Origin of the sequence: Streptomyces sp. WG7, assembly GCF_049975785.1 — a bacterium.
Lineage (GTDB): Bacteria > Actinomycetota > Actinomycetes > Streptomycetales > Streptomycetaceae > Streptomyces.
The window spans coordinates 46,798-70,097 of sequence record NZ_JBNGGE010000039.1 but is presented as its reverse complement, the minus strand read 5'-3'; the positions used below and the strand labels follow the sequence as shown (position 1 = coordinate 70,097).

At 73.5% G+C, this 23,300-nt stretch carries 22 protein-coding genes; 11 read left to right on the top strand and 11 right to left on the bottom strand.

All coding sequences use genetic code 11. The features are described from left to right. Positions 1-68 precede the first annotated feature (68 nt). On the top strand, positions 69-674 hold the full coding sequence (gene folE, locus ACP4J0_RS29640) for a GTP cyclohydrolase I FolE (protein ID WP_426601796.1): 606 nt from the start codon (positions 69-71) through the stop codon (positions 672-674). A gap of 126 nt (positions 675-800) precedes the next feature. Here the strand turns inward: folE and ACP4J0_RS29635 are convergent, their stop codons facing one another. The 6 genes from ACP4J0_RS29635 to ACP4J0_RS29610 all read right to left on the bottom strand — a co-directional run bounded on the left by ACP4J0_RS29635 (position 801) and on the right by ACP4J0_RS29610 (position 6,091). Beyond that, positions 801-1,289, bottom strand: a complete 489-nt coding sequence (locus tag ACP4J0_RS29635; protein WP_426601795.1) for a DUF3180 domain-containing protein — start codon at positions 1,287-1,289, stop codon at positions 801-803. A gap of 61 nt (positions 1,290-1,350) precedes the next feature. After that, the gene (gene folK / locus ACP4J0_RS29630) at positions 1,351-1,962 is read right to left on the bottom strand and encodes a 2-amino-4-hydroxy-6-hydroxymethyldihydropteridine diphosphokinase (protein ID WP_426601794.1); all 612 of its coding nucleotides are present in this window, start codon (positions 1,960-1,962) and stop codon (positions 1,351-1,353) included. Next, positions 1,959-2,318 carry a dihydroneopterin aldolase gene (gene folB, locus ACP4J0_RS29625; protein ID WP_011028954.1) on the bottom strand — a complete coding sequence of 120 codons (360 nt, stop codon included), beginning with the start codon at positions 2,316-2,318 and terminating at the stop codon, positions 1,959-1,961. Before folB ends, folK begins: the two co-directional genes overlap by 4 nt. A 238-nt stretch (positions 2,319-2,556) precedes the next feature. Further along, positions 2,557-3,060, bottom strand: a complete 504-nt coding sequence (locus tag ACP4J0_RS29620; protein ID WP_426601793.1) for a nuclear transport factor 2 family protein — start codon at positions 3,058-3,060, stop codon at positions 2,557-2,559. Then, the gene (gene folP / locus ACP4J0_RS29615) at positions 3,057-3,965 is read right to left on the bottom strand and encodes a dihydropteroate synthase (RefSeq protein ID WP_426601792.1); all 909 of its coding nucleotides are present in this window, start codon (positions 3,963-3,965) and stop codon (positions 3,057-3,059) included. Before folP ends, ACP4J0_RS29620 begins: the two co-directional genes overlap by 4 nt. Positions 3,966-4,279: 314 nt before the next feature. Then, a complete protein-coding gene (locus ACP4J0_RS29610) occupies positions 4,280-6,091 on the bottom strand; it encodes a phosphatidylglycerol lysyltransferase domain-containing protein (protein ID WP_426601791.1) in 1,812 nt (603 codons plus the stop codon). Between the two features lie 239 nt (positions 6,092-6,330). Here ACP4J0_RS29610 and ACP4J0_RS29605 point away from each other — a divergent pair, with 239 nt between their 5' ends. Both ACP4J0_RS29605 and ACP4J0_RS29600 read left to right on the top strand, forming a co-directional pair. After that, positions 6,331-7,512 (top strand): alpha/beta hydrolase, encoded by a 1,182-nt coding sequence (locus tag ACP4J0_RS29605; protein ID WP_426601790.1) that lies wholly within the window; start codon positions 6,331-6,333, stop codon positions 7,510-7,512. 124 nt (positions 7,513-7,636) lie between these two features. Continuing rightward, on the top strand, positions 7,637-8,974 hold the full coding sequence (locus ACP4J0_RS29600; protein ID WP_426601789.1) for a hypothetical protein: 1,338 nt from the start codon (positions 7,637-7,639) through the stop codon (positions 8,972-8,974). A 73-nt stretch (positions 8,975-9,047) separates the two neighbouring features. Here ACP4J0_RS29600 and ACP4J0_RS29595 read toward each other — a convergent pair whose 3' ends face one another. Next, a complete protein-coding gene (locus ACP4J0_RS29595; protein ID WP_426601806.1) occupies positions 9,048-10,322 on the bottom strand; it encodes a PH domain-containing protein in 1,275 nt (424 codons plus the stop codon). 326 nt (positions 10,323-10,648) lie between these two features. Further along, a complete protein-coding gene (locus tag ACP4J0_RS29590; RefSeq protein WP_426601788.1) occupies positions 10,649-11,206 on the bottom strand; it encodes a PH domain-containing protein in 558 nt (185 codons plus the stop codon). A 31-nt stretch (positions 11,207-11,237) separates the two neighbouring features. Here ACP4J0_RS29590 and ACP4J0_RS29585 point away from each other — a divergent pair, with 31 nt between their 5' ends. Next, positions 11,238-12,389, top strand: a complete 1,152-nt coding sequence (locus tag ACP4J0_RS29585) for an NADH-quinone oxidoreductase subunit D (RefSeq protein WP_426601787.1) — start codon at positions 11,238-11,240, stop codon at positions 12,387-12,389. Here the strand turns inward: ACP4J0_RS29585 and ACP4J0_RS29580 are convergent. Next, positions 12,354-13,493: an SAM-dependent methyltransferase gene (locus tag ACP4J0_RS29580; protein ID WP_426601786.1), complete on the bottom strand. Its 1,140-nt coding sequence runs from the start codon at positions 13,491-13,493 to the stop codon at positions 12,354-12,356. The genes ACP4J0_RS29585 and ACP4J0_RS29580 overlap by 36 nt on opposite strands. Positions 13,494-13,611: 118 nt before the next feature. Between ACP4J0_RS29580 and ACP4J0_RS29575 the strand changes: the two genes are divergently transcribed. The 3 genes from ACP4J0_RS29575 (at position 13,612) to ACP4J0_RS29565 (ending at position 16,283) form a co-directional block, all read left to right on the top strand. Next, complete coding sequence (locus ACP4J0_RS29575; protein ID WP_426601785.1) at positions 13,612-14,817, top strand: sensor histidine kinase; 1,206 nt, start codon at positions 13,612-13,614, stop codon at positions 14,815-14,817. Between the two features lie 54 nt (positions 14,818-14,871). After that, positions 14,872-15,546 carry a response regulator gene (locus ACP4J0_RS29570; RefSeq protein ID WP_426601784.1) on the top strand — a complete coding sequence of 225 codons (675 nt, stop codon included), beginning with the start codon at positions 14,872-14,874 and terminating at the stop codon, positions 15,544-15,546. A 104-nt stretch (positions 15,547-15,650) separates the two neighbouring features. Continuing rightward, positions 15,651-16,283, top strand: coding sequence for an AAA family ATPase (locus ACP4J0_RS29565; RefSeq protein ID WP_426601783.1), 633 nt, complete (start codon positions 15,651-15,653; stop codon positions 16,281-16,283). A gap of 85 nt (positions 16,284-16,368) precedes the next feature. On the opposite strand, the gene ACP4J0_RS29560 is transcribed toward ACP4J0_RS29565, so the two are convergent. Beyond that, entirely contained in the window at positions 16,369-17,475 is a 1,107-nt protein-coding gene (locus tag ACP4J0_RS29560; RefSeq protein WP_426601782.1) for a DUF5937 family protein, read from the bottom strand. A 156-nt stretch (positions 17,476-17,631) separates the two neighbouring features. On the opposite strand from ACP4J0_RS29560, the gene ACP4J0_RS29555 reads away from it, so the two are divergent. Next, complete coding sequence (locus tag ACP4J0_RS29555) at positions 17,632-17,847, top strand: hypothetical protein (protein WP_426601781.1); 216 nt, start codon at positions 17,632-17,634, stop codon at positions 17,845-17,847. A gap of 222 nt (positions 17,848-18,069) precedes the next feature. Here ACP4J0_RS29555 and ACP4J0_RS29550 read toward each other — a convergent pair whose 3' ends face one another. After that, the gene (locus tag ACP4J0_RS29550; protein ID WP_426601780.1) at positions 18,070-19,320 is read right to left on the bottom strand and encodes a threonine aldolase family protein; all 1,251 of its coding nucleotides are present in this window, start codon (positions 19,318-19,320) and stop codon (positions 18,070-18,072) included. Between the two features lie 221 nt (positions 19,321-19,541). On the opposite strand from ACP4J0_RS29550, the gene ACP4J0_RS29545 reads away from it, so the two are divergent. The 3 genes from ACP4J0_RS29545 to ACP4J0_RS29535 are packed head-to-tail and all read left to right on the top strand — an operon-like array spanning position 19,542 to position 23,298. Continuing rightward, positions 19,542-20,570 (top strand): Rossmann-like and DUF2520 domain-containing protein, encoded by a 1,029-nt coding sequence (locus ACP4J0_RS29545; protein WP_426601779.1) that lies wholly within the window; start codon positions 19,542-19,544, stop codon positions 20,568-20,570. Continuing rightward, entirely contained in the window at positions 20,567-21,568 is a 1,002-nt protein-coding gene (gene panC / locus ACP4J0_RS29540) for a pantoate--beta-alanine ligase (protein WP_426601778.1), read from the top strand. Before ACP4J0_RS29545 ends, panC begins: the two co-directional genes overlap by 4 nt. Next, positions 21,565-23,298 carry an L-aspartate oxidase gene (locus tag ACP4J0_RS29535; protein WP_426601777.1) on the top strand — a complete coding sequence of 578 codons (1,734 nt, stop codon included), beginning with the start codon at positions 21,565-21,567 and terminating at the stop codon, positions 23,296-23,298. Before panC ends, ACP4J0_RS29535 begins: the two co-directional genes overlap by 4 nt. Positions 23,299-23,300 lie beyond the last annotated feature (2 nt).

Genomic DNA, 23,300 nt, shown 5'->3' with positions numbered 1-23,300 from the left:
ACTCCCGGCGGCCCCACCAGGCCCGGAATGTATGCCGACCGCAGTACAGGACAGGAACGAGGCACCAGATGACCGACCCCGTGACGCTGGACGGCGAGGGCCAGATCGGCGAGTTCGACGAGAAGCGGGCCGAGAACGCCGTACGCGAACTGCTCATCGCGGTCGGTGAGGACCCGGACCGCGAGGGGCTGAGGGAGACGCCCGGGCGGGTGGCGCGGGCGTACAGGGAGATATTCGCGGGTCTGTGGCAGGAGCCCGAGGACGTCCTGACGACGACGTTCGACCTCGGGCACGACGAGATGGTCCTCGTGAAGGACATCGAGGTCTTCTCCACCTGTGAGCATCACCTGGTGCCGTTCCGCGGCGTCGCGCACGTCGGCTACATCCCGTCCACCAACGGCAAGATCACGGGACTGTCCAAGCTGGCCCGCCTCGTGGACGTCTACGCCCGCCGCCCGCAGGTGCAGGAACGTCTCACCACGCAGGTCGCGGACTCCCTGATGGAGATCCTCGAGCCGCGCGGGGTCATCGTCGTCGTGGAGTGCGAGCACATGTGCATGTCGATGCGCGGCATCCGCAAGCCCGGCGCGAAGACCCTCACCTCGGCGGTGCGCGGCCAGCTGCGCGACGTCGCCACGCGCAACGAGGCGATGAGCCTGATCATGGCCCGCTGACCCGCACGGGGTACGGACGGGCGCCGGAGCGGCGGCTGTCGTCCCGCGCGGGGCCTGCCCGAGGGAGCGCCCGCCCGACGGGGGCCCGCGTCGGGCCGGGCAGCCGAGGCCGGCGCGGCCCGTGGGTCAGGCCGCCGTGGCCGTGCCCGGGGTGTCCTCGTCGTCGTTGTCGGGGAGCTTGCAGACGCGCTCCAGGAAGATCGCGGCCGCTATGACGCCGATGCCCGCCAGGACCGAGAAACCGGCGTAGAACGCCTGGTCGCGGCGGGCCGGGACGTCGAGGTACTCCAGCAGGAAGACGCCCGTGCCGCCGTACATACCGGCGACCAGGGCGGCCACCAGGGCGCTGGCCTGGCCGAAGACGACCGCTCGGGCCGCCATCATCGGGTCGACGCCCTTCGCGTCCGGGACGCGCTCCCGCTGGGCCTTCAGACGGGAGCGGATCGAGAGCGCAGTGGCCAGCAGGATCACGGCGATCAGGGCGAGCACGACGGGGGCGGCCAGGGGGACGCTCGGGAGGGTCCCGATCGAGTTCCACAGGCGGGCGCCCGCCCAGGACAGGATCCCGGCGACCACGAACACGCCGGCCAGCACCCTGATGCGCAACTCTTTCACGGTGACCCGGTGTCCCTTCGGTTCCCCTGCGTGGTCGTCCTGACCTTGTCGACCTTAACGACTACTCGGGCAGCCGGAGTTCCAGGTCGGCGCGGGGCGCGATGCCGTCCCGGGGGACGGAGGCCAGGAGGTCGGCGACCGGGCCGTGTCCCGGCAGCTGGGCCTCGGGGTCCACGTCGTGCCAGGGGGCGAGCACGAAGGCGCGTTCGTGGGCGCGCGGGTGGGGCAGGGTGAGCTGCGGATCGTCGGAGACGACCTCGGCGTAGGCGATGATGTCGACGTCGAGGGTGCGCGGGCCCCAGCGCTCGTCGCGGACGCGGTGGAAGGCCTCCTCGACGGCGTGCGCCCGCTCCAGCAGGGAGGACGGGGGCAGGGTGGTCTTCAGGACCACGACCGCGTTGAAGTACGAGGGCTGGCTGTCGGGGTCGACGCCCCAGGGCTCCGTCTCGTACACCGGCGAGACCCCTTTGACCCGCACGCCCGGTGTGTCCTCCAGGGCGTCGATGGCGCCCTGGAGGGTCTCCAGGCGGTTGCCGAGGTTGGCGCCGAGGGCGATCACCGCGCGCTTGGGGTTGGACAGTGTGGTGTCGGCGGCGTCGACCTGTTCGATGACGGAGGCGGGTACCGGCTGTACGGTCGGGTCGCTGGGACCCTTGGCGAAGGGGGCGCTCATACACGGCTCCGGATGATGGTGACGGTCACGTCGTCGAAGGGGACGGTGATCGGCGCGTCCGGCTTGTGGACGCATACCTCTACCTCCTCGACCCCCTCGTGTTTCAGGCAGACCTGGGCGATGCGCTCGGCGAGCGTCTCGACCAGGTTGACGGGCTCGCCCTCGACCACGGCCACGACCTCCTCGGCCACGATGCCGTAGTGCACGGTCTTCGCCAGGTCGTCGTCGGCCGCGGCCGGCCGGGTGTCCAGGCCAAGGACGATGTCCACGAGGAACGTCTGGCCGTCCTCGCGTTCCTTGGGGAACACACCGTGGTGCCCGCGGGCCTTCAGGCCGCGCAGCGCGACACGATCCACGCGAATCACTCCTGCAGTCGTCGGTCTCGGCCGGTCCGTACCGCGTGCGGGCGGTGTGCCGGCCTCTGTCGAATCTACCCGCGGACACTGACAGCACCGCGTCACGGGGGGTGTGGGGCCGGGCGGGGGCCGGGAGTTTTCACCGTACGTTTCCCCTGGCGGCCCCGGTGGGTCACGGGTCGGTAGCCGCCCCTGCCCGCCGGTCCGTGATTCCCGCCACTTCCCTGCTCCTCCAGGGTCAGGGAGGTGTGTCCTCACCGTCCTCGTCGTCGGACTCGGCCAGCACGGGGGAGGCGTGGTGCGACCAGAGTTTCCAGCCGGACGGAGTGCGCCGGAACGTGTTGGTGGCGACCACGAGCTGGCCGACGAGCGGGCCGAGCTCGTCGCCGCCCTCGGGGGCGGGGCCGCCGCTGAGGATGTTCTCGGTGCAGGTCACCAGGGCGGTGTCGCCGGTCACGGAGACGTGTACGTCGGTGAGGAAGAACTGGATGTAGTCGGTGTTCGCCATGATCAGCGCGTACGAGCGGAGGACCTCGCCCCGGCCCGTGAGCACCGGCCAGCCGGGGTGCACGCAGGAGACCACGCCGGCGTCCGCCGGATCGTGGTACGACTCGTCGATGCCCAGGTCGGACGGTGTGAGCCAGAACTCGGACACCTTCTCGAAATCGCCCTGTTCCAGTGCCTCGTAGAAGGCGGTGTTGGCGGACTCGACCTGTTCGACGTCGATGTGGGGGGTGTTCACCGGGTGCCTTCCGAGCCCACGCCCGAGCCCGGGCCCTGGCCCGCCGTGCGGGCCCCCTCCACGGCGCGCGCGACCCGTACGGCGTCGGCCGTGGCGCGTACCTCGTGCACGCGTACGGCCCATGCGCCGGCGTGCGCCGCGAGCGCGGAGACGGCGGCGGTGGCCGCGTCGCGCTCGCGCGCCGGGGGCGGGGCGGCCTCCGGCCCGGCGAGCACCCGGCCGAGGAACCGCTTGCGGGAGGCGGCGACGAGCAGCGGGTGGCCGAGGCCGAGGAGGCGGTCGAGGTGGGCGAGGAGGACGAGGTCGTGCTCGGCGTCCTTGGAGAAGCCCAGGCCGGGGTCGACGACGACGCGGTCGGGGGCGACGCCGCCCTCGACGACCGCCTCCACGCGCGCGTGCAGCTCGTCCATGACCTCGCCGACGACGTCGTCGTAGGTGCCCCTGACGTTGCCGCCCGCCAGGAGGCCGCGCCAGTGCATGACGACGAAGGGGGCGTCGGCGTCGGCGACGACCGGGATCATCCGGGGGTCGGCGAGGCCGCCGCTGACGTCGTTGACCAGGGCGGCGCCGGCCGCGAGGGCCTGCTCGGCGACCGAGGCGCGCATGGTGTCGACGGAGATCGTGACGCCCTCGGAGGCCAGGCCGCGCACCACCGGGACGACACGCCTGAGCTCCTCGTCCTCGTCGACGCGGGTCGCGCCGGGACGAGTGGACTCGCCGCCGACGTCCACCAGGTCGGCGCCCTCGGCTACCAGGTCGAGGCCGTGCTTGATGGCGGCCGTGGTGTCGAAGAAGCGGCCGCCGTCGGAGAAGGAGTCGGGGGTCACGTTGACGACCCCCATGACCGCGCAGCGGTCCCATACGGTCAGTCCCGCGAGGTGGCGGCGGCCGGTCTGCTTGCTCATGTGTTCAGCGTAGGCCCAGTGGGCGGGGTGGCCGCGGCGGCCTGTGCGGGTGCGGTGGGGTTCGGTGGGGCGAAGCCGCGGGTGGGGGAGGCGCCGGGCAGCGCGCCCTCTCGTGGCCGGGCAGTGCGCCCCCTCGCGGCCGGGCAGTGCGCCCCCTCGCGGCCGGCAGTGCGACTCGCCACGGGCCGGGTGGTGCGGCGTGGCTTCGGGCAGGGTGATGCGGCCGGGCTCCGGGCCGAGTGGTGCGGCCCGGCTCCGGCCCGCGTCCAGCGCCGGGTGCCTCGTCGGTGCCGTGGCCGCGCCGTACCCGGTGGTCACGCCGCCCGGGCGTCCCGTTCGGGCATCCGGTGTGCGCAGGGGCGGCGTGCGGGCGTCCGGCGCCGCAGGATGCGCGGGAGGGGCACCGCGAGGGTGACGAAGCCCTCGGCCTGCATGGCGGCGAAGCCGATGCGGGGCAGGTCGGCGGAGGCGCGGTAGACGACGAAACGGGGCTCCCACCGGGGCCGGAACTTCGCGTTGAACTTGTACAGGGACTCGATCTGGAACCAGCGGGAGAGGAACACCAGCAGTCCGCGCCAGGCCCGCAGCACCGGTCCCGCGCCGATCTTCTCGCCGCGCGCGAGCGCCGCGCGGAACATGGCGAAGTTCAGCGAGACGCGGGCGATGCCCAGCTTCGGAGCGGCCTGCAGCGCGGCCACGATCAGCAGCTCGTTCATGCCCGGGTCGGCCGCGCGGTCGCGGCGCATCAGGTCCAGGGACACGCCGTCGGGGCCCCACGGTACGAAGTGCAGGATCGCCTTCAGGTCGCCGTACTCGCCGGGTTCGGCGTCCTGCTTGTGCGCGGTGGCGATCAGGCAGTCCCCGTCGGCGGGATCGCCGATGCGGCCCAGCGCCATGGAGAAGCCGCGCTCGGTGTCCGTGCCGCGCCAGGCGTCGGCGGCGCGGCGGACGCGGTCCAGTTCGGTGTCACCGAGGTCGGCCACGCGCCGTACCCGGGTCTCGTAACCGGCGCGCTCGATGCGTTTGACCATCTGGCGGACGTTGCGCATCGCACGGCCGGCGAGGGAGAAATCCGCGACGTCCACCACCGCCTCGTCGCCCAGTTCGAGGGCGTCGAGCCCGGTCTCGCGGGTCCACACCTCGCCACCGGTCTCGGAGCAGCCCATGACGGCGGGCGTCCAGGAGTGGGCGCGGGCCTCGTCCATGAAGCGTTCGATGGCGCCCGGCCAGGCCTCGACGTCGCCGATCGGGTCGCCACTGGCGAGCATCACGCCGGAGACGACGCGGTAGGTGACCGCGGCCTTGCCACTGGGGGAGAAGACGACGGCCTTGTCGCGGCGCAGCGCGAAGTGGCCGAGGGAGTCCCGGCCGCCGTGCCTGGCCAGCAGGGCGCGCAGCCGGGCCTCGTCGTCGTCGGTGAGGCGGGCGGCGGGGTGTTCGGGGCGGAAGGCCAGGTAGACGGTGGTGATCGCGGTGAGCAGGCCGAGGGCACCGAGGGAGAAGGCGACCGTCCAGGAGGTGTCGCCCCGGTAGTCGACCGGTCCCTCGACGCCGAACAGGCCGTACAGCACGTGGGTGATGCGGTCGGCCAGGCTCGGGTCGCCGACCATGTGGTGCGGGTGGGCGTTGACGACGACCAGCCCGAGGGCGAGGGAACCGGCGCCCATGAGCACGAGGTTGGCCAGCGCCCGCCACCGGCTGCGCGGGTCGGGCAGTGCCGCGAACTGGTCCCGGTGCAGCAGCAGGGGAAGGAGCAGCGCGACCGAGATCAGCACCCCGGCGAGCGAGTGCCGGTACGTGAACTGCGCGACGGCGCCCAGCGGCAGCAGGGCCACGGCCGCCCGCCACGCCCTCCGCTTGCGGCGCTTGAGCCCGTGGGCGAGCAGCAGCAACAGCACCCCGGCGCTGAGCGAGAGTGCCGCCGCGAACGGGCCGAACGCGCCGGGCAGGACCTCGGCGAGGGCGTGCATACGGCTGTGCCGGAACCGCGGGAAGACGCCGGCGGCGATGTCCAGCAGGCCCACGAGCGCGCAGGCGCGGCCGACGAGGAGGGGCACGGCCTCCGGTCGCGGGCCGCGCAGCACCCGCCGTATGCTGCTGGGTTTCGTCGGAACCCCACCCGACATTTCCTCATCTGTCCTGACAGACATCGCACCCGTAGTTCTGCGAGAGACCGTGGATCCGGGCCCGTTTCGGGCATCCGGCGACATTGCGCCCTCTAGGACGGTGTCTTGGGGGGAGAGGTTCACTCCCCGGAGCGGAAAGCCCGCGGAGCGCTAAGGGCGCGAGGGTGCGAAGGGGCGGTGGTCCGGGCGGATGGCCCGAACGGACGTGACGTACGGAAAGCGCAGGCAGGTAGCGACGCATGGGTCTCACGAGCGACAAGGTGCTGGCGTTGGCGGTCCTGTCCGGCGTGCTGCTGTTCGCCGGCACGGTGTGGCTGTGGCCACGGCTGGCCGGGCGTACCTGGCGGGCCGTCCTGGGGCGGGTGGGGCTGTTGTTCGCCACCCAGTTGGCGGTCTTCGCCGCGGTGGGACTGGTCGCCAACCAGTCCTTCGGCTTCTACGGCAGTTGGGCCGACCTGTTCGGCCGGGAGAACGGACAGGGAGTGGTCGTCGACCACTCGGCCGACGGCGCCGACAGCCGGCTGCGGGTCGTCGGTGACCGGCGGGTCACGCAGGCGGGCGGGGCGCGGCCCGAGGTCACCGGGCGGATCCACGAGATACGGATCACCGGCCGTACGACGCGTATCGCGACGCCCGCGTACGTCTATCTGCCGCCGGAGTACTTCCAGGCGCGCCACCGCACCCGTACCTTTCCCGCGTCCGTCGTCCTGACCGGTTATCCGGGGACGGCCGAGGCGCTGGTGGACAAGTTGCGGTACCCGCGCACGGCACTCGACCTGGCCAAGGCCGGCCGGACGCGGCCGATGATCCTGGTGATGCTGCGGCCGACGGTGGCGCCGCCGCGCGACACGGAGTGCGTGGACGTGCCGGGCGGCCCGCAGACGGAGTCGTTCTTCGCGAAGGACCTTCCCGAGGCGGTGACGGCGCATTACCGGGTGGACCGGGGGCCGGGAAGCTGGGGCGTCGTCGGCAACTCGACCGGCGGCTACTGCGCCCTGAAGCTCGCCCTGCACCATCCCGACGTGTACGCCGCCGGGGCCGGCCTCTCCGCGTACTACGACGCGCCCAGTGACCCCACCACGGGCGATCTCTTCCAGGGCGACACGGAACGGAAGAACCGGGCCGACCTGTGGTGGTATCTCAAGAACATGCCCGCGCCCGACACTTCGCTGCTCGTCACCAGCAGTGAGTCCGGCGAGACGAACTACAAGGACACCCTGAAGTTCATTGAGCGCGTGAAGGACAAGAAGCCGACGCGCATCTCGTCGATCATCCTGGAAAGCGGTGGGCACAACTTCAATACCTGGCGGCGCGAGATTCCCGCGACGCTGCAGTGGCTCAGCGGACGGCTCGGTGAGCGGCCCGGTGAGCGGCCCGGTGAGCGGCCCGCGGAGCGAGTCGACGCGCACCCGCATAAATGATCTTGAGGTAATTGGCCCGCCGGTGGGCACGTGGATTCCTGATGCCGTGTGAACACATCGGAGATGGTTGTGTTTTTACGGGGCGGGGCGCCAAGATTCGCCTACGCGCGGTAAGTTTCTGGCCATGCCACGTGGACGTCACCGCCATTCCCCGCCCCTGCACAGGCTGCTTCCTCCGTCGGCGATCGCAGGCGTCTCCGTCGTCTGCGCCCTCGGCCCCTGGGTGTTCAGCGAAGCGATGATCCTGCGCTCACTGGCCGCCGCCGCCGCGGTCACGGCCGTCGCCGGCGCGGTCGTCATGCGCCACTGGGACACGCAGGCGGGCAGGCGCGTCGCCGACCTCACGCGCGCGCGGGCGAGCGATGAGTGGCGTTACGAGGAGCGGGTCGCCGAACTGGAGTCCGACCTGGAGGAGTCGCGCGAGCTCCGCGCGAAGCTGGAGCACCGGCTGCGGGCGAAGCGCACGGAACTGGCGGGGCTGCGCAACGAGCACGCCTCCCTGCTGAGGCGCTACGCCACGGCGGAGACCGAGCGCGCCAGTGCGCTGGAGGGCCGCCGCCTGCTGGAGATCGAGGCCGTGCCGCAGGCGCCCGCGCTGCCGGCGGCACGACCGGTACCGGCGGGGGAGAAGCGGGCCGAGGACGTGTCGGCCGCCGAGGCCGTTGCAGCGGTCTCCCGGGCCGTCGCGAAGGTCTCCGAGGCCGCTGCGGAGACCTCCGGGGAGGTCACCGGCGGCGCTCCCGCCGTCTTCTCCCCCGCGGGCTCCCGGCTGTTCCTGCGGGCGAACGCGGCACTGGCGCGGTTCGACGCGGACACGCACGCCGGTCCGGACGGTGGCGACCACGACGCCGGCGATGACTCCGGCGACGGCGCCGGCGACGGTGGTGACGGGGACGGCGGCGGCAACGGCGGCGGTGGTGAGAGCGCGGCGGTGGAGACCGCGCAGGAGGACGGGGCGCAGACGCGGCCCGAGGCGACCGACGGACACGAGCGCACCGCCGCCTCCCCGGGGAATCAGCCCGACGGAACCGATCAGCCCGGTCAGCAGCCCGACCAGTCCGGCCGGTCCGACCAGTCCGGCCGGTCCGGCGAGCGGCCCGGTCACCCCGACCAGCCCACTCGGCGGGCCACCGGCACCGGGCACTTCTCGGTGCCGACCGCAGTGGCCGTCGTACCGGCGGCTCCGGCGCGGCGTCCGGCGGTCGAGGGCGGCTTCGACTTCTTCGGCACGAAGAACACCGAGGACGGGATGTCGTCGCCCGACGCCATGGAGGCCGTTCAGAACGAGGACCTCGCCGACGTGGTCGGCCAGGAGGCCCTCGCCGTGCACAAGGCCGAGGCGGAGGCCGACTTCAGGCCGGCCGGCGAGGAGTCCCGTGGGGTGGGCCAGGTGATCGACCTGACGGCCCACGACGAGACGGAGCAGATCGACGTACAGGGGCTGCGCAGCGCGGTGTCCTGACACCGGTCACTGCCGGCCGACGCGGCCGACGCCGGCCGACAGCGACCGGCGGTGACCGCAGGGCCTCAGGGCCTCAGGCCATCCACCGGTCCGGCGGTGCGTCCCGCCGTCCGGTCCGGGAGCGTTCCGCCTGGGCCCGCAGCAGCCGCGCCGCCTCGTCGGCGTCGCGCAGCCGAGCGGTCACGGTCTTGTTCGCCCCCGTGTCCACCCGTACGTCGGCCAGTCCGAGCGCCCGTTGCCACGGCCCCTGTGTGACGCGGACGCTCTGCACCTTGGCGTGCGGCACCAGCGCCAGCTTGCGGCGCAGCAGCCCGTACCGGGCGGCGAAGACCGTGTCGGTGACGGCGAGCCCGTAGCCGCGCCACCACAGCGGCCTGCACCGGGCCGCCCGGCGCGGCGGGCGCGACAGTGCCGGGCCCGCCGGCACGCTCACCCCGGGCAGTACCCGCGCCACGACCGACTCCGCGATCTCGCGCGGGGCGACGGGCAGCAGCACGGAGTTCGACGACCCCGCCACGTCCAGCTCCACCCGCACCCAGCCCCGCCGCCGCCACAGCAGCGGCTCCACGATCCGCACGGTCTGCACCCGGCCCGGCGGCACCGTCTCGTGCGCGCGGTCCAGCAGCCCGTGGTCCAGGCGGAGCCCGTCCGGGGACTCGGCCACCGTCCAGTCGTACTCCCCGACGAACCGGCCCGCACTGCTCGCGCCCGCGGCGCCCAGCAGCGGCAGTGCGGTCGCCACGACCGTCCACAGGTTGTGGGTGGCGAGCCACAGCAGGGTGGGGACGACGACGGCGGCGATCAGCGTCCCCCAGGTCGCGCCGGTCAGCAGCAGCGAGACGGCGAGCACGCGCGGCGGCACGCGCAGCAGCTGCCGGGAAGGTGCCTCGCCGACCTCGTGCGCGGTCTCGGGTGCCAGTCCGGCCGCGCGGGCGAGCAGTTCGGCCCGCAGCGCGCGGGCCTCGTCGGCGCCCAGGAAGGCCAGTTCGTCCTTCTTGCCGGTGCCTATGACGTCGAGTTTGAGTTTGGCGACCCCTACGACGCGGGCGAGCAGGGGCTGGGTGACGTCGATGGCCTGGACGCGTTCGAGCCGGATGTGCGCGGTGCGCCGGAACAGCAGTCCGGTGCGGATGCGCAGCTCCGTGTCGGTCACCGCGAAGTGGGTGAACCACCAGGTCAGGAAGCCGTACAGGGCGGCGGCCGGGATCAGTACGGCGAGTCCGAGCAGCAGGTGGGTCGTGGTCAGCCGCGTCAGCTGGCGCTGCGCCTGGTCGGGATCGTGCACGGCCCACCCGACGACCACGGCGACCGGCGCCCACGCGCGTCGCAGCGGTGTGACGGGGTGCAGCCGCCGCTCGACGACATCGTCGTCTCCGGGCCCCGTGGCGCGGGTTTTGCCGCGGGCGCCGTCCGCCGCCGGTGCGGTGCCGCCGTCTGCTGATGCGGGGCCGTCTGTCGTGGGCGTGGGGCCGTCTGTTGTGGGCGTGGGGGTGCCTGTCGTGGGGGTGGCGCTGCCTGTCGTGGGCGCGGCACCGTTTGTCGTGGGTGTGGGGGCGTCTGTCGTCGGCGTGGCGCCGTCCGTCGTTCCGGTGGCGTCGTGCTCCGCCGCGGTGCCGGGGTCTCCGGCCTCGGCGGCCTTGCTCCCGGCGGTGCCGCCCTCCGCCCCGGGCGCCGTCACAGCCCCGCCGATCGGGCCTCGCCCAGCTCGGTGAGCCGGTCGCGGAGGCGTTCCGCCTCGGCCGGGTCGAGGCCCGGGATGGTCGCGTCGGTCGCGGCGGCGGCCGTGTGCAGCTGCACGCTGGCCAGGCCGAAGTGGCGCTCGACCGGGCCGGAGGTCACCTCGACCAGCTGCATCCGCCCGTACGGGACGACGGTCTGCTCCCGCCACAGCACGCCCCGGCTGATCAGCAGGTCGTCGGCGCGCTCGGCGTACCGCCAGGAGCGCCAGTTGCGCTCCAGCATGACCCAGCCCCAGGTCATCAGGGCCAGCGGCAGCAGTGCCAGGGCCGCCCAGAAGGGGCCCAGGAACAGTCCGGGCAGCACGCCCGCGGCGAGCGTGAGCAGCCCCAGCCACACCACCAGCAACAGCCGCCGCATGCGCAGCAGTCCCGGCGGCAGGCCGGTCCACTCCGGCTCGTCCCGCACCGGCTCCCGCACCACCTCCCGCACCGACTCCGGCTCCGCCTCCGTCGCCCCCGCCGCGCCCGTGTCGTCAGGGCTCCCCGTATCCATGGAGCCAGCGTACGTAGGGGAGACTGTGTGCATGACTCCTACGACGGAGACCATGGTCGGTATCGGCGGCGCCGCGGAGAGCACCGACATGGTGCTCAACATCGGGCCCCAGCATCCGTCCACGCACGGCGTGCTGCGGCTGCGGCTCGTCCTGGACGGCGAGCGCATCACGAGCGCGGAGCCCGTGATCGGCTACATGCACCGCGGCGCGGAGAAGCTCTTCGAGGCCCGTGACTACCGTCAGATCATCGTGCTCGCCAACCGCCACGACTGGCTGTCGGCGTTCTCCAACGAGCTGGGCGTGGTCCTCGCCGTGGAGCGGATGCTCGGCATGGAGGTCCCCACGCGCGCGGTGTGGACGCGGACGCTGCTCGCGGAGCTGAACCGCGTGCTCAACCACCTGATGTTCCTGGGGTCGTACCCGCTGGAGCTGGGCGGCATCACCCCGGTCTTCTACGCCTTCCGGGAGCGGGAGGTCCTCCAGAACGTCATGGAGGAGGTATCCGGCGGGCGCATGCACTACATGTTCAACCGCGTCGGCGGCCTCAAGGAGGACCTGCCGGCCGGCTGGGCCACCCGCGCGCGCGGCGCCGTCGCGGCGGTGCGCTCGCGCATGGACGTCTTCGACGACCTGGTGCTCGGCAACGAGATCTTCCGGGGGCGTACGCGCGGCGTGGGCGCCCTGAGCCCCGAGGCCGTGCACTCCTACGGGGTCAGCGGCCCCATCGCCCGCGCCTCCGGCGTCGACTTCGACCTGCGCCGCGACGAGCCGTACCTCGCCTACGGCGAACTCCAGGACACCCTGAAGGTCGTCACCCGCACCGAGGGCGACTGCCTCGCCCGCTTCGAGTGCCTCCTGGAGCAGACGCACAACGCCCTCGACCTCGCCGACGCCTGCCTGGACCGCCTGGCCGAGCTGGCGCCCGGGCCGGTCAACCAGCGGCTCCCGAAGGTGCTGAAGGCGCCCGAGGGCCACACCTACGCGTGGACCGAGAACCCGCTCGGCATCAACGGCTACTACCTGGTCAGCAAGGGTGAGAAGACCCCGTACCGGCTGAAGCTGCGCTCGGCGTCGTACAACAACATCCAGGCGCTGGCGGAGCTGCTGCCGGGGACGCTGGTCTCGGACATGGTGGCGATCCTGGGGTCACTGTTCTTCGTGGTCGGGGACATCGACAAGTAGCGCGGCGGCGTCGACGGGGCCGACCGGCTGGATCAGCCACATGAAGTCGCCCAGCCCGCCGAGCCCGCCCGGCGCGGTCAGCTCGGCGGCCTGCGAGGCGGCCGCGAGGGCGCGTACGTACGCCGCGGGGTCGGTGGAGGCCAGTGCGAGCGGGGGGCGTGCGCCCGCGACACCGAGGGCGCGCAGAGCCTCGCGCTGGGGGCGCAGAAGCGCATCCGGGGGCGTGCGCTCCGGAGTGCACCTCGCGGTGTGGGCCGCCGCGCACGCGTCCAGCGCGACATGCGCGGTGATGTCGCACGACCCGTCCGGCACCGGCGGCGTCTCCCGCCCCTCCCGGAAGCCGGTGAGCGTCCCGAACGGCGGACGGGCGTCCACGGTGTGCGCGTAGTCGGCGGCCACGGCGAGCCCCGCGTCCAGTGCCGACACGGCGGACGCCCAGGCGGCGTCCCGGGGAAGCCCGATCTCGGCCCGCAGCCCCTCCTCGCCGGGCAGCGGCCACCACCGCGCCAGCCACGCGGCCTCGGCCCCGTCCACCGGCTCCCCGAGCCGCTCGGTCCCGTCGTCCCGGACGAGGACCCGCCGCGCCACACCCGCGGAGTCCACCTCCGCCACCTCCACGGGTACGTTGTCCAGCCACTCGTTGGCGAACAGCAGCCCGGTCGTGCCGGGCGGCGGCTCGCCGAGCCACTCGATCCGGTGGTCCAGCCCGTCGGGGCGGCCGGCGACCTCGACGGCGTACGCGCGGGTGCGGGCGGCCACGTCGGCGGGGAGCGCGGCCAGTACCCCGGTGACCAGTTCGCCCCGCCCGGCCGCCATGTCCACGAAGTCCAGAGCCGCGGGCCGCCCCAGCGCCTCGTCGACCCGGCACAGCAACCGCGCCACGGCCCCGGCGAACAGCGGCGACGCGTGCACGGACGTGCGGAAATGCCCGGCCGGCCCCTCGGGACCGCGGTAGAACCCGGCCGGTCCGTAGAGGGCGTCCTGCGTGGCTTCCCGCCAGCTGCGCCAGCCCGTACACGCCCCTGAGACCTCTGTGGGCTCTGCTGCCCCCGCAGTCCCCGGGGCCCCCGATGCCCCCTCTGTCCCTGCTGTCTCTCGCGTCACACGCCCAGGCTAGGCGCACGGGAGAACGAAGCCTCCACCTTGCGGAGTATGCGCGGGGAGCGCGGATCGGCCCTCCGGTTGACCCCTGCACCTATTCCGCTTCCATACGCTGGGTTACGTGCAGCGCCTCTACGACTTCATCCGCAGACACCCGACCGGGGTCGACTTTTTCTGGGCCCTCGTCGTGCTCGGGATTTCCGTGGTGTCCGTGGTCTCCCCGCAGCCGCGGGGGTACGGGACGGACTCCACGGCGCTGATCCTCTCCCTCACGGTGCCGCTCTGCGCCGTGATCGCGCTGCGGCAGCGGCTGCCGGAGAAGATGCTGCTGCTGGCCGTCGGACTCGGCGTGGCGCAGCTGGCGCTGGACGTCGCGACGGTGCCGGCCGACTTCGCCTTCCTCGTGATCGTCTACACGGTGGCCGCGAAGGGTGCCCGGTGGGCCTCCCGTACCGCGCTGGTCACGGGCCTGTGCGCGTCTCCCGTCGCCCAGCTGCGCTGGTCCGACGGTGATCTGGGCATAGGCGCCAACATCGCCATAACGGTCTTCCAGGGGGTGCCCTTCGCCCTCGCCTGGGTGCTCGGCGACTCCGTCCGCACCCGCCGCGCCTACTTCGCGCAGCTGGAGGAGCGGGCCGCCCGGCTGGAGAAGGAGCGCGAGGCGCAGGCCAAGGTCGCGGTCGCGGCCGAGCGCGCCCGGATCGCGCGCGAGCTGCACGACGTCGTCGCGCACAACGTGTCCGTGATGGTGGTGCAGGCCGACGGTGCCGCCTACGTCCTGGACGCGGCCCCCGACCAGGCCAAGAAGGCGCTGGAGACCATCTCCTCCACCGGCCGCCAGGCGCTCGCGGAGATGCGCCGCCTGCTCGGCGTACTGCGCACCGGCGAGCACCAGGAGGCCGGCGAGTACGTCCCGCAGCCCGACGTCCAGCAGATCGAGGAACTCGTCGAGGAATGCCGCGGCTCCGGTCTGCCCGTCGACTTCAAGGTCGAGGGCACTCCGCGTCAGTTGCCCAGCGGCGTCGAGCTCACCGCGTACCGCATCGTGCAGGAGGCGCTGACCAACACGCGCAAGCACGGCGGCCCCAACGCGGGCGCGAGCGTGCGCCTGGTCTACTTCGACGACGGGCTCGGGCTGCTCATCGAGGACGACGGCAAGGGAGCCCCGCACGAGCTGTACGAGGAGGGCGGCTACGACGGCCAGGGCCACGGCCTGATCGGCATGCGCGAGCGGGTCGGCATGGTCGGCGGCACCCTGGACGCGGGTCCGCGGCCGGGAGGAGGGTTCCGCATCAGTGCACTGCTGCCGCTGAAACCCGCACACTGAGACACGTCTCCCTACGCACGTACCGCGTTGACACCTGTAAGGAAGAGGCCCCCGATGGCGATCCGTGTAATGCTCGTCGACGACCAGGTGCTGCTGCGCACCGGGTTCCGGATGGTGCTGGCGGCCCAGCCGGACATGGAGGTCGTCGCGGAGGCGGGCGACGGCGTCGAGGCCCTCCAGGTGCTGCGCTCCACCTCCGTGGACGTCGTCCTGATGGACGTCCGCATGCCCAAGCTCGACGGAGTCGAGGCCACCAGCCGGATCTGCGTGGACCCGAACGCGCCGAAGGTGCTGATCCTGACCACCTTCGACCTCGACGAGTACGCCTTCTCGGCGCTGAAGGCGGGCGCCTCCGGTTTCATGCTCAAGGACGTGCCGCCCGGCGAGCTGCTCGCCGCCATCCGCTCCGTGCACAGCGGCGACGCGGTGGTCGCCCCCTCCACCACCCGCCGGCTCCTGGACCGGTTCGCGCCGATGCTGCCGACCACCGGTCAGGAGCCCCGGCACACGGGGCTCCAGCGGCTCACCGAGCGCGAGCGCGAGGTGATGGTGCTGGTCGCGCAGGGCCTGTCCAACGGAGAGATCGCGGCCCGGCTCGTGCTGTCCGAGGCGACCGTGAAGACGCACGTGGGCCGCATCCTGACCAAGCTCGGCCTGCGCGACCGGGTGCAGGTGGTCGTCCTGGCCTACGAGACCGGGCTGGTGCGGGCCGGCGGCGGACCGGGCTGACGGCGGACCGGGCCGGCGGCGGTCCGGATTGACGGCGGAGCGGGTTGACGGCGGACCGGGCCGGCGGCGCCCGCGGCGGGTCCCGCGTCGGTAGGGTCTCCGGCATGCTCCTGTGGATCAACGGCCCCTTCGGGGGCGGCAAGACACAGACCGCGCACGAGATACACCGCAGGCTGTCCGGCAGCGTCGTCTGCGACCCCGAGCACGTGGGCTTCGGCCTGCACCGCATGCTGCCGCCCGGGCTGCGGGGCGACTTCCAGGACCTGGCCTCCTGGCGGCGGGGTGTCGTGGAGGTCCTCGACCTGGCCCTCACCGAGCACGACGGCGTGGTGATCGCGCCCATGACGGTCACCGACTCCGGGTACTTCGCCGAGACCGTCGGCCGGCTGCGCGAACTCGGCCACGACGTCCATCACTTCACCCTCCTCGCCGAACGCGAGACCGTCCTGCGGCGGCTGCACGGGCGCGGCTTCGGGCCCGTCCTGCGGTACGTCGCCGGGAAGGACGCCGGGCTGCGCCGCGAGAGCTGGGCCGTGGAGCAGCTCGACCGCTGCCTGGAACGGCTGCGGGAGCCGGAGTTCGCCGAGCACCTGTGGACGGACCACGCGACCGTCCCGAAGACCGCGGACCGGATCGCCGTGCTGGCGGGACTCACCCTGAAGCCCAACAACGAGGGCGCGCTGCGTACGCGTCTGAGGCAGGCGGGGGTCGGAATCCGCCACATCCGGTTCGACTGAATCCGCCACATCCGGTTCGACGGACCTGCCGGTGGACCGGGCCCGTCGGCGCCCCGACCTGCCGGTAACCGCCGTGGGACGGCGGTTACCGGAGTATTCCCTCCAGGAAGTCGCTGCCCAGCCGGGCCACCACCGTCACGTCCAGCTGGTGCAGTACGTACCGCCCGCGGCGGCGGGTGGTGATCAGGCCCGCCTTCTTCAGCACCCCGAGGTGCCGGGATATCTCCGGGGCCGTCATGCCGTGCGCCTGCGCCAGCTCGCTCGTGGTGTACGCGCTGCGGGCCAGATGGCGGCAGATCCGCATCCGGACCGGGTGGGACAGCGCGGACATCCGCAGTGTCAGCTGCTCGACCGACGGCGGCGAGGCCAGCTCGGGGGAGCCGACGGGATAGTGCAGCACCGGCTGCCAGTCGTGCCGGTGGAGGACCATCAGGTGCGGCCAGCCCAGGCTCGTCGGGACGAGCAGCAGTCCGCCGTCCGCCGTCGCCGAACGGCCGTCGCCCAGCTTGTCGACCGTGATCCGCGCGGCGGACTCGTCCAGCGTCACCGCCGGGGACACGGCGGCCAGCGCCTCGGCGAGCCCCTTGCGGCGCAGCAGGTCCGTCTTGTGGCGGGCGTCCGCCGCGAGTTGGTGGCGCAGCCGCGACCAGGCATCCGCGAAGAACGCCTCGTCGCAGTCCTGCGCGAACTGCCGCAGCCATCCCCGGATCCGCGGCGGATCGGCCAGCAGGCGCTCGCTGAAGCGCAGCTGCTGCGGTCCGCGCGCGGCGGCCAGGTCCAGCGCGCGCCGGCGCGTCTCGGCGTCCGCGAGCGCGGAGGCCCCGCCGGTGCTGTAGGGCAGGGCGCAGGTGAACTCCAGCGCCGCGTCCACGAACTGCTCGTCGGACAGCTTGTCGAGCAGGTCCAGGTCCTCGGCGAGGGTGGCGCCGGGCAGTGTGCTGCGTCCCGGCACGCCGGCGAACGGCATGAACAGGTCCGAGAACGTCGTCCGCCACAGGAAGTCGGCCTCGCACATCCGGTCGGCCAGAGGCGAGTCGAGCCGGGCGGTCACGCCCGTCGCCCAGCCCTGCAGACCCGGGTGGTGCCCCGGCTCGGACAGGGCGTGCAGCGCCATGCCCAGCTCGGCCAGGGGCGAGGGCACGACGGCGACCCTCTCCGGCCGCAGCCCCGCGATGTCGATACGCACGCTCATGCCCTCATGGTGCACCCCACCACTGACAACGCCACCGCCGATTGACGCCCGCCGTCAATCGGCGCGACGGGAGGGCCGTACCGGAGCAACCTGGAGGCACCGGGGCAGCCGCGGAGCCCGATTCCCACCACACGTTCCTTCGAGAAGGCGACCCCCATGAGCATCACCCAGCAGTACCTCCTCGACTCCTACCGGGCCCGGCAGCTCGGCGAGCCCGCGCCGCCCGCGCCCGGCGCGCACGACTGGCAGGTCGTGCGCGAGTGGCACGACCGCCGTCAGTTCCACGCCGTCCTCGCCGGCCGCCCGGCGCACGGCCGGGTACGGCTGGCCCTGCGCCGGTGGTGGTCCCTGTGGCCGCGTGCCCTCGGCTGACCCGCGTGGCCGGCGCGGGGCCGGGCAGCACTCCGGTCCGGCCGGTCAGTCCTCCCGGTCCGGCCGGTCCTCCCGGTCCTCCCGGTCCGACCGGTCGGAGCTCCCGGTCCGACTGGCCAGGACTCCCGGCCTGACCGGTCAGTAGTACCGGCCTGACCGGTCGTTACTCGAGCCAGGTCGAGCCAGGTCGAGCCAGGTCGAGTCAGGTCGAGTCAGGTCGAGTCAGCCCTCCAGCCTGGCCGCGAAGTCGGCGACCGCCGCCTTCACGTCGTCCGCCGTCCACCGGAGGCCCTCCTCTTCCACACTGACCTCCGTGACGGCGAGTCCCGGGACCGGTGTGAGCCACCCCTGGGAGAAGAGCATGGTCCCCGTCTCCTCGCCCTGCCGGACCGCGGCCTCGCCGACGACATCGGCGTCGTACGGCAGCAAGACCTGGAACTCGTGGGTGTGCGGCTCCTCGGGTTGTACCCGCGCCCACGGCAGCCCGGCTGCCGCGAAGCCCTCCCGCAGTGCGGCGGCCACCACGCGCGCGTGGGTCACGTACTCCGGCAGCCGGGGCAGCTCGCGCTCCAGGCCGGCCAGTGCCGACAGCACCGTCGGGAACTGCTGGAACACCGCGCCGCCGTACCGGTGCCGCCAGGCCTTCGCCTCCTCGATCAGCGTCCGGGGGCCTGCCAGGGCGGCGCCTCCGTAGCCCTTGAGGGACTTGTAGAACGAGACGTACACGCTGTCCGCGAGGCCCGCGATCTCGGCCAGGGGGCGGCCGAAGTGGACGGTGGTCTCCCACAGACGGGCCCCGTCGAAGTGGACCACCGCGTCGCGCTCCCGCGCGGCCTCGACGACGTCGGTGAGCTCCTCCCAGGTGGGCAGTACGAAACCGGGCTCCCTGAGCGGCAGTTCCAGCATCAGGGCCCCGAACGGCTCCTCGAAGTCGCGTACCTCGTCGGCGGTCGGCAGCCGGGGCGCGCTGGTCACCCGTACCGGGCGCAAGCCGCTGACCAGGCTGAAGGCGTTGCGCTCGTGCATCTCGGGATGGCTGAGCCCGTGCAGGGCGACGACCGGACTGCCGGTGCGGCCCGCCCAGCAGCGCATCGCCACCTGCTGGGCCATGGTGCCGGTGGGGAAGAAGGCCGCAGCCTCGGTGCCGAGCAGGGCGGCGACCTTCTCCTCCAGGGCCTCCACGACACCGTTGCCGTACATGTCGGACGGCTCGTCGAGGTCGTACAGCTCGGCGGCGTCGTCGAGCAGGGCGAGCCGCTCGCGCAGGGTCGTGCTGAACCCCGGCCCGGCGAGCATCCGCCGGGCGTTGCGGTGGGCGGCCACGCGCCGTTCCCGCAGTCGCCGGCTCCGTTCCTCCGCGGATCCCTCCGTCGGTCCCTCCGCCGGCTCCGCCCCGGCCGCCTCCCCGGCCGTCTCCCCGGGCCGCCGCTCGTCCTGTTCCGCTCGCTCGTCCTGTTCCGCCGTATCGCTCATGCCGTGATCATGCCGCGCGGACGTCGGTGCGGGCATCCGGGTTTCCCGTACGTCCCGCCGCGCGTCCCCGTGTGCGCGCGTGGGAGTGCTGGGGTGTGTCCCGCCGTCGCGCGGAAACCCACAGCCTGTGGACAACCGGACGTACGCCGAACCAATCGCGTTAACATGACGAGAAATCGTCCGGTACCCCGAGCGGACTGGAACGGGAAGGCCGCCGTCGCGTGAACACAACCCCACAGCCAGACCCCAAGGACCGCCCCGCGCGGCTCACCGTAGGCGTCGTCGGCGCCGGACGCGTGGGCCCCGCGCTGGCCGCGTCCCTCGCGCTCGCCGGGCACCGCCCGGTGGCCGTCTCCGGGGTCTCCGACGCCTCCAGACGACGCGCCGCGGCGCTGCTCCCGGACGTGCCGCTCGTGCCGCCCGCCGAGGTCCTCCAGCGCGCCGAGCTGGTCCTGCTGACGGTCCCCGACGACGCTCTGCCCGGCCTGGTGACCGGACTCGCCGAGACCGGGGCGGTGCGGCCGGGCCAGCTGCTCGTGCACACCTCCGGGCGGTACGGCGCGAGGGTCCTGGACCCGGCGTTGCGCGCCGGTGCCCTGCCGCTGGCCCTGCACCCGGCGATGACCTTCACCGGCACCCCCGTGGACGTCCAGCGCCTGGCGGGCTGCTCCTTCGGCATCACCGCGCCCGAGGAGCTGCGGCTGGTCGCCGAGGCCCTGGTCATCGAGATGGGCGGCGAGCCGGAGTGGATCGCCGAGGACAAGCGCCCGCTGTACCACGCCGCGCTCGCCCTGGGGGCCAACCACCTCGTCACCCTGGTCGCGCAGTCGATGGAGCTGCTGCGCACCGCGGGCGTCGAGGCGCCCGACCGCATGCTCGGCCCGCTGCTGGGCGCCTCCCTCGACAACGCCCTGCGCTCCGGCGACGCGGCCCTCACCGGCCCCGTCGCGCGCGGGGACGCGGGCACGGTCGCCGCGCACATCGTGGAGCTGCGCGCACACGCCCCGCAGGCCGTCGCCGGCTATCTGGCGATGGCGCGCGCGACCGCCGACCGGGCGCTGGACCACGGCTTGCTGAAAGCCGAACTCGCCGAGGACCTGCTCGGGGTACTCGCCGACGGGGCCGCCGGGGCCGCCGGGGCCGCCGGGAACAGCGGCACCGGCACCGGCACGGGCACCACAGGCACCGACAGCACCGAAAACACCGACGGCACCGACAGCTCCGACGGCACCGAGGGAGACGCCCGATGACCCCCACCCCGCCCGTCCTGCTGCGCACCGCCGACGAGCTGCACGCGCGCGTACGGCACGGCCGCCGGGCCGTCGTGATGACCATGGGTGCCCTGCACGAGGGCCACGCCACCCTGATCCGTACGGCCCGTGACCTCGTGGGCCCGGACGGCGAGGTCGTCGTCACCGTCTTCGTCAACCCGCTGCAGTTCGGTGCCGGCGAGGACCTCGACCGCTACCCGCGCACCCTGGACGCCGACCTGGCGATCGCCGGGGAGGCGGGCGCGGACGCCGTTTTCGCCCCCGCCGTCGACGAGGTGTACCCGGGAGGCGAGCCCCAGGTGCGCGTCACCGCGGGCCCCATGGGTGAACGCCTGGAGGGCGCCTCCCGACCCGGCCACTTCGACGGCATGCTCACCGTCGTCGCCAAGCTGCTCCACCTCACCCGCCCGGACCTGGCCCTCTACGGCCAGAAGGACGCCCAGCAGCTCGCCCTGATCCGCCGCATGGTCCGCGACCTGAACTTCGGCATGGAGATCGTCGGCGTCCCCACCGTGCGCGAAGAGGACGGCCTGGCACTGTCCAGCCGCAACCGCTACCTCTCGACCCGGGAGCGCCGCACCGCCCTCGCGCTCTCCCAGGCGCTCTTCGCCGGCCTGGACCGGCACGCCGCCCAGGAGGCGCTGCGCGCGCGGGCCCGCGAAGTGCCCGCCACACAGGCGCGCGCCGAGGCCCTCAGCGCCCTGGGCGAGTCCCGCGCGGCGGCCGACGCCCATGCCGTGGCCACGTCCGCGCCGGGCAGCGCCACGGCCGTCCGGGCCGCCGCGCGCCTCGTGCTGGACGACGCGGCCCGCGCCGATCCGCCGCTGGAGCTGGACTACCTCGCCCTGGTCGATCCGTCCGACTTCACCGAGATCGGTGACGACCACACCGGCGAGGCCGTCCTCGCCGTCGCCGCCCGGGTCGGCGCGACCCGGCTGATCGACAACGTCACCCTCACCTTCGGAGCCGCCTCGTGACCAGCACAGGCATACGACTGCACGCGCCCGCGCCCGGCTGGGCCATCGCCGCGGACGTGGTGGTCGTCGGCTCCGGCGTCGCCGGCCTCACCGCCGCCCTGCGCTGCGAGGCGGCGGGCCTGCGGACGGTCGTCGTCACCAAGGCCCGCCTCGACGACGGCTCCACCCGCTGGGCGCAGGGCGGCATCGCCGCGGCCCTGGGCGAGGGCGACACCCCCGAGGAACACCTGGACGACACCCTAGTCGCCGGCGCGGGCCTGTGTGACGAGGAAGCGGTCCGCCTCCTGGTCACCGAGGGCCCCGACGCCGTACGCCGCCTCATCGCCACCGGCGCGCACTTCGACGAGTCCGCCGAGGGCGGCCTGGCCCTCACCCGCGAGGGCGGCCACCACCGCCGCCGCATCGCGCACGCCGGCGGCGACGCCACGGGCGCGGAGATCTCCCGGGCCCTGGTGGAGGCGGTACGCGCGCGCGGGATGCGCACGATCGAGAACGCCCTCGTCCTGGACCTCCTCACGGACGCGGACGGCCGGACCGCCGGCGTCACCCTGCACGTCATGGGCGAGGGACAGCACGACGGCGTCGGGGCGGTCCACGCCCCCGCCGTCGTCCTCGCCACCGGCGGCATGGGCCAGGTCTTCTCGGCCACGACGAACCCGTCCGTCTCGACGGGCGACGGCGTCGCGCTCGCCCTGCGCGCGGGCGCCGAGGTGAGCGACCTCGAGTTCGTCCAGTTCCACCCCACGGTCCTCTTCCTCGGTCCGGACGCCGAGGGCCAGCAGCCCCTGGTCTCCGAGGCGGTACGCGGCGAGGGCGCCCACCTGGTGGACGCGGACGGCGTGCGCTTCATGGCGGGACAGCACGAGCTGGCCGAACTCGCCCCCCGCGACATCGTCGCCAAGGGCATCATGCGCCGCATGCGGGAGCAGGACGCCGAGCACATGTACCTCGACGCCCGGCACTTCGGCGCCGACATGTGGGAGCACCGCTTCCCGACGATCCTCGCCGCCTGCCGCGCGCACGGCATCGACCCGGTCACCGAGCCGGTCCCGGTCGCCCCGGCCGCCCACTACGCCTCCGGCGGCGTCCGCACCGACGCCTCGGGCCGCACCACGGTCCCCGGCCTGTACGCGTGCGGCGAGGTCGCCTGCACGGGCGTGCACGGTGCCAACCGCCTGGCCTCCAACTCCCTCCTGGAGGGCCTGGTCTACGCCGAGCGCATCGCCGCCGACATCGCGGCGAGCCACGCGGACGGCACCCTCCACGCGCGCGTGCCCGCCCCCGTCCCGCACCCCGGCCTCCCGGCGCACCCCCTCCTCCCGCCCGAGGCCCGCCTCACGATCCAGCGGATCATGACCGCGGGCGCCGGCGTCCTGCGCTCGGCCGGCTCCCTCACCCGGGCCGCCGACCGGCTGCACCACCTCCACACCGAGGCCCGCGAGGCCCTGCACGAGAACGGAAAGACGTCCGAGCCGGGCGTCGACACCTGGGAGGCCACCAACCTCCTGTGCGTGGCCCGCGTCCTGGTGGCCGCGGCGGCACAGCGCGAGGAGACCCGCGGCTGCCACTGGCGCGAGGACCACGCGGACCGCGACGACACGACGTGGCGCCGCCACATCGTCGTACGCCTGAACCCGGACCGGTCCCTCGCCGTGCACACCACGGACACGCCAGAATTCCCCCCGACCACCCACAGCCCCCAGCCGGCGCAGCGTCCCCAGGAGCAGTGACA

Coding starts and splice junctions, on each gene's coding strand:
- ACP4J0_RS29585 (WP_426601787.1), top strand. CDS start 11,238: ATGACTCCTACGACGGAGACCATGGTCGGTATCGGCGGCGCCGCGGAG.
- ACP4J0_RS29600 (WP_426601789.1), top strand. CDS start 7,637: ATGCCACGTGGACGTCACCGCCATTCCCCGCCCCTGCACAGGCTGCTT.
- ACP4J0_RS29590 (WP_426601788.1), bottom strand. CDS start 11,206: ATGGATACGGGGAGCCCTGACGACACGGGCGCGGCGGGGGCGACGGAG.
- folE (WP_426601796.1), top strand. CDS start 69: ATGACCGACCCCGTGACGCTGGACGGCGAGGGCCAGATCGGCGAGTTC.
- ACP4J0_RS29565 (WP_426601783.1), top strand. CDS start 15,651: ATGCTCCTGTGGATCAACGGCCCCTTCGGGGGCGGCAAGACACAGACC.
- ACP4J0_RS29610 (WP_426601791.1), bottom strand. CDS start 6,091: ATGTCGGGTGGGGTTCCGACGAAACCCAGCAGCATACGGCGGGTGCTG.
- ACP4J0_RS29560 (WP_426601782.1), bottom strand. CDS start 17,475: ATGAGCGTGCGTATCGACATCGCGGGGCTGCGGCCGGAGAGGGTCGCC.
- folK (WP_426601794.1), bottom strand. CDS start 1,962: ATGAGCGCCCCCTTCGCCAAGGGTCCCAGCGACCCGACCGTACAGCCG.
- ACP4J0_RS29605 (WP_426601790.1), top strand. CDS start 6,331: ATGGGTCTCACGAGCGACAAGGTGCTGGCGTTGGCGGTCCTGTCCGGC.
- ACP4J0_RS29570 (WP_426601784.1), top strand. CDS start 14,872: ATGGCGATCCGTGTAATGCTCGTCGACGACCAGGTGCTGCTGCGCACC.
- folP (WP_426601792.1), bottom strand. CDS start 3,965: ATGAGCAAGCAGACCGGCCGCCGCCACCTCGCGGGACTGACCGTATGG.
- panC (WP_426601778.1), top strand. CDS start 20,567: ATGACCCCCACCCCGCCCGTCCTGCTGCGCACCGCCGACGAGCTGCAC.
- ACP4J0_RS29555 (WP_426601781.1), top strand. CDS start 17,632: ATGAGCATCACCCAGCAGTACCTCCTCGACTCCTACCGGGCCCGGCAG.
- ACP4J0_RS29550 (WP_426601780.1), bottom strand. CDS start 19,320: ATGAGCGATACGGCGGAACAGGACGAGCGAGCGGAACAGGACGAGCGG.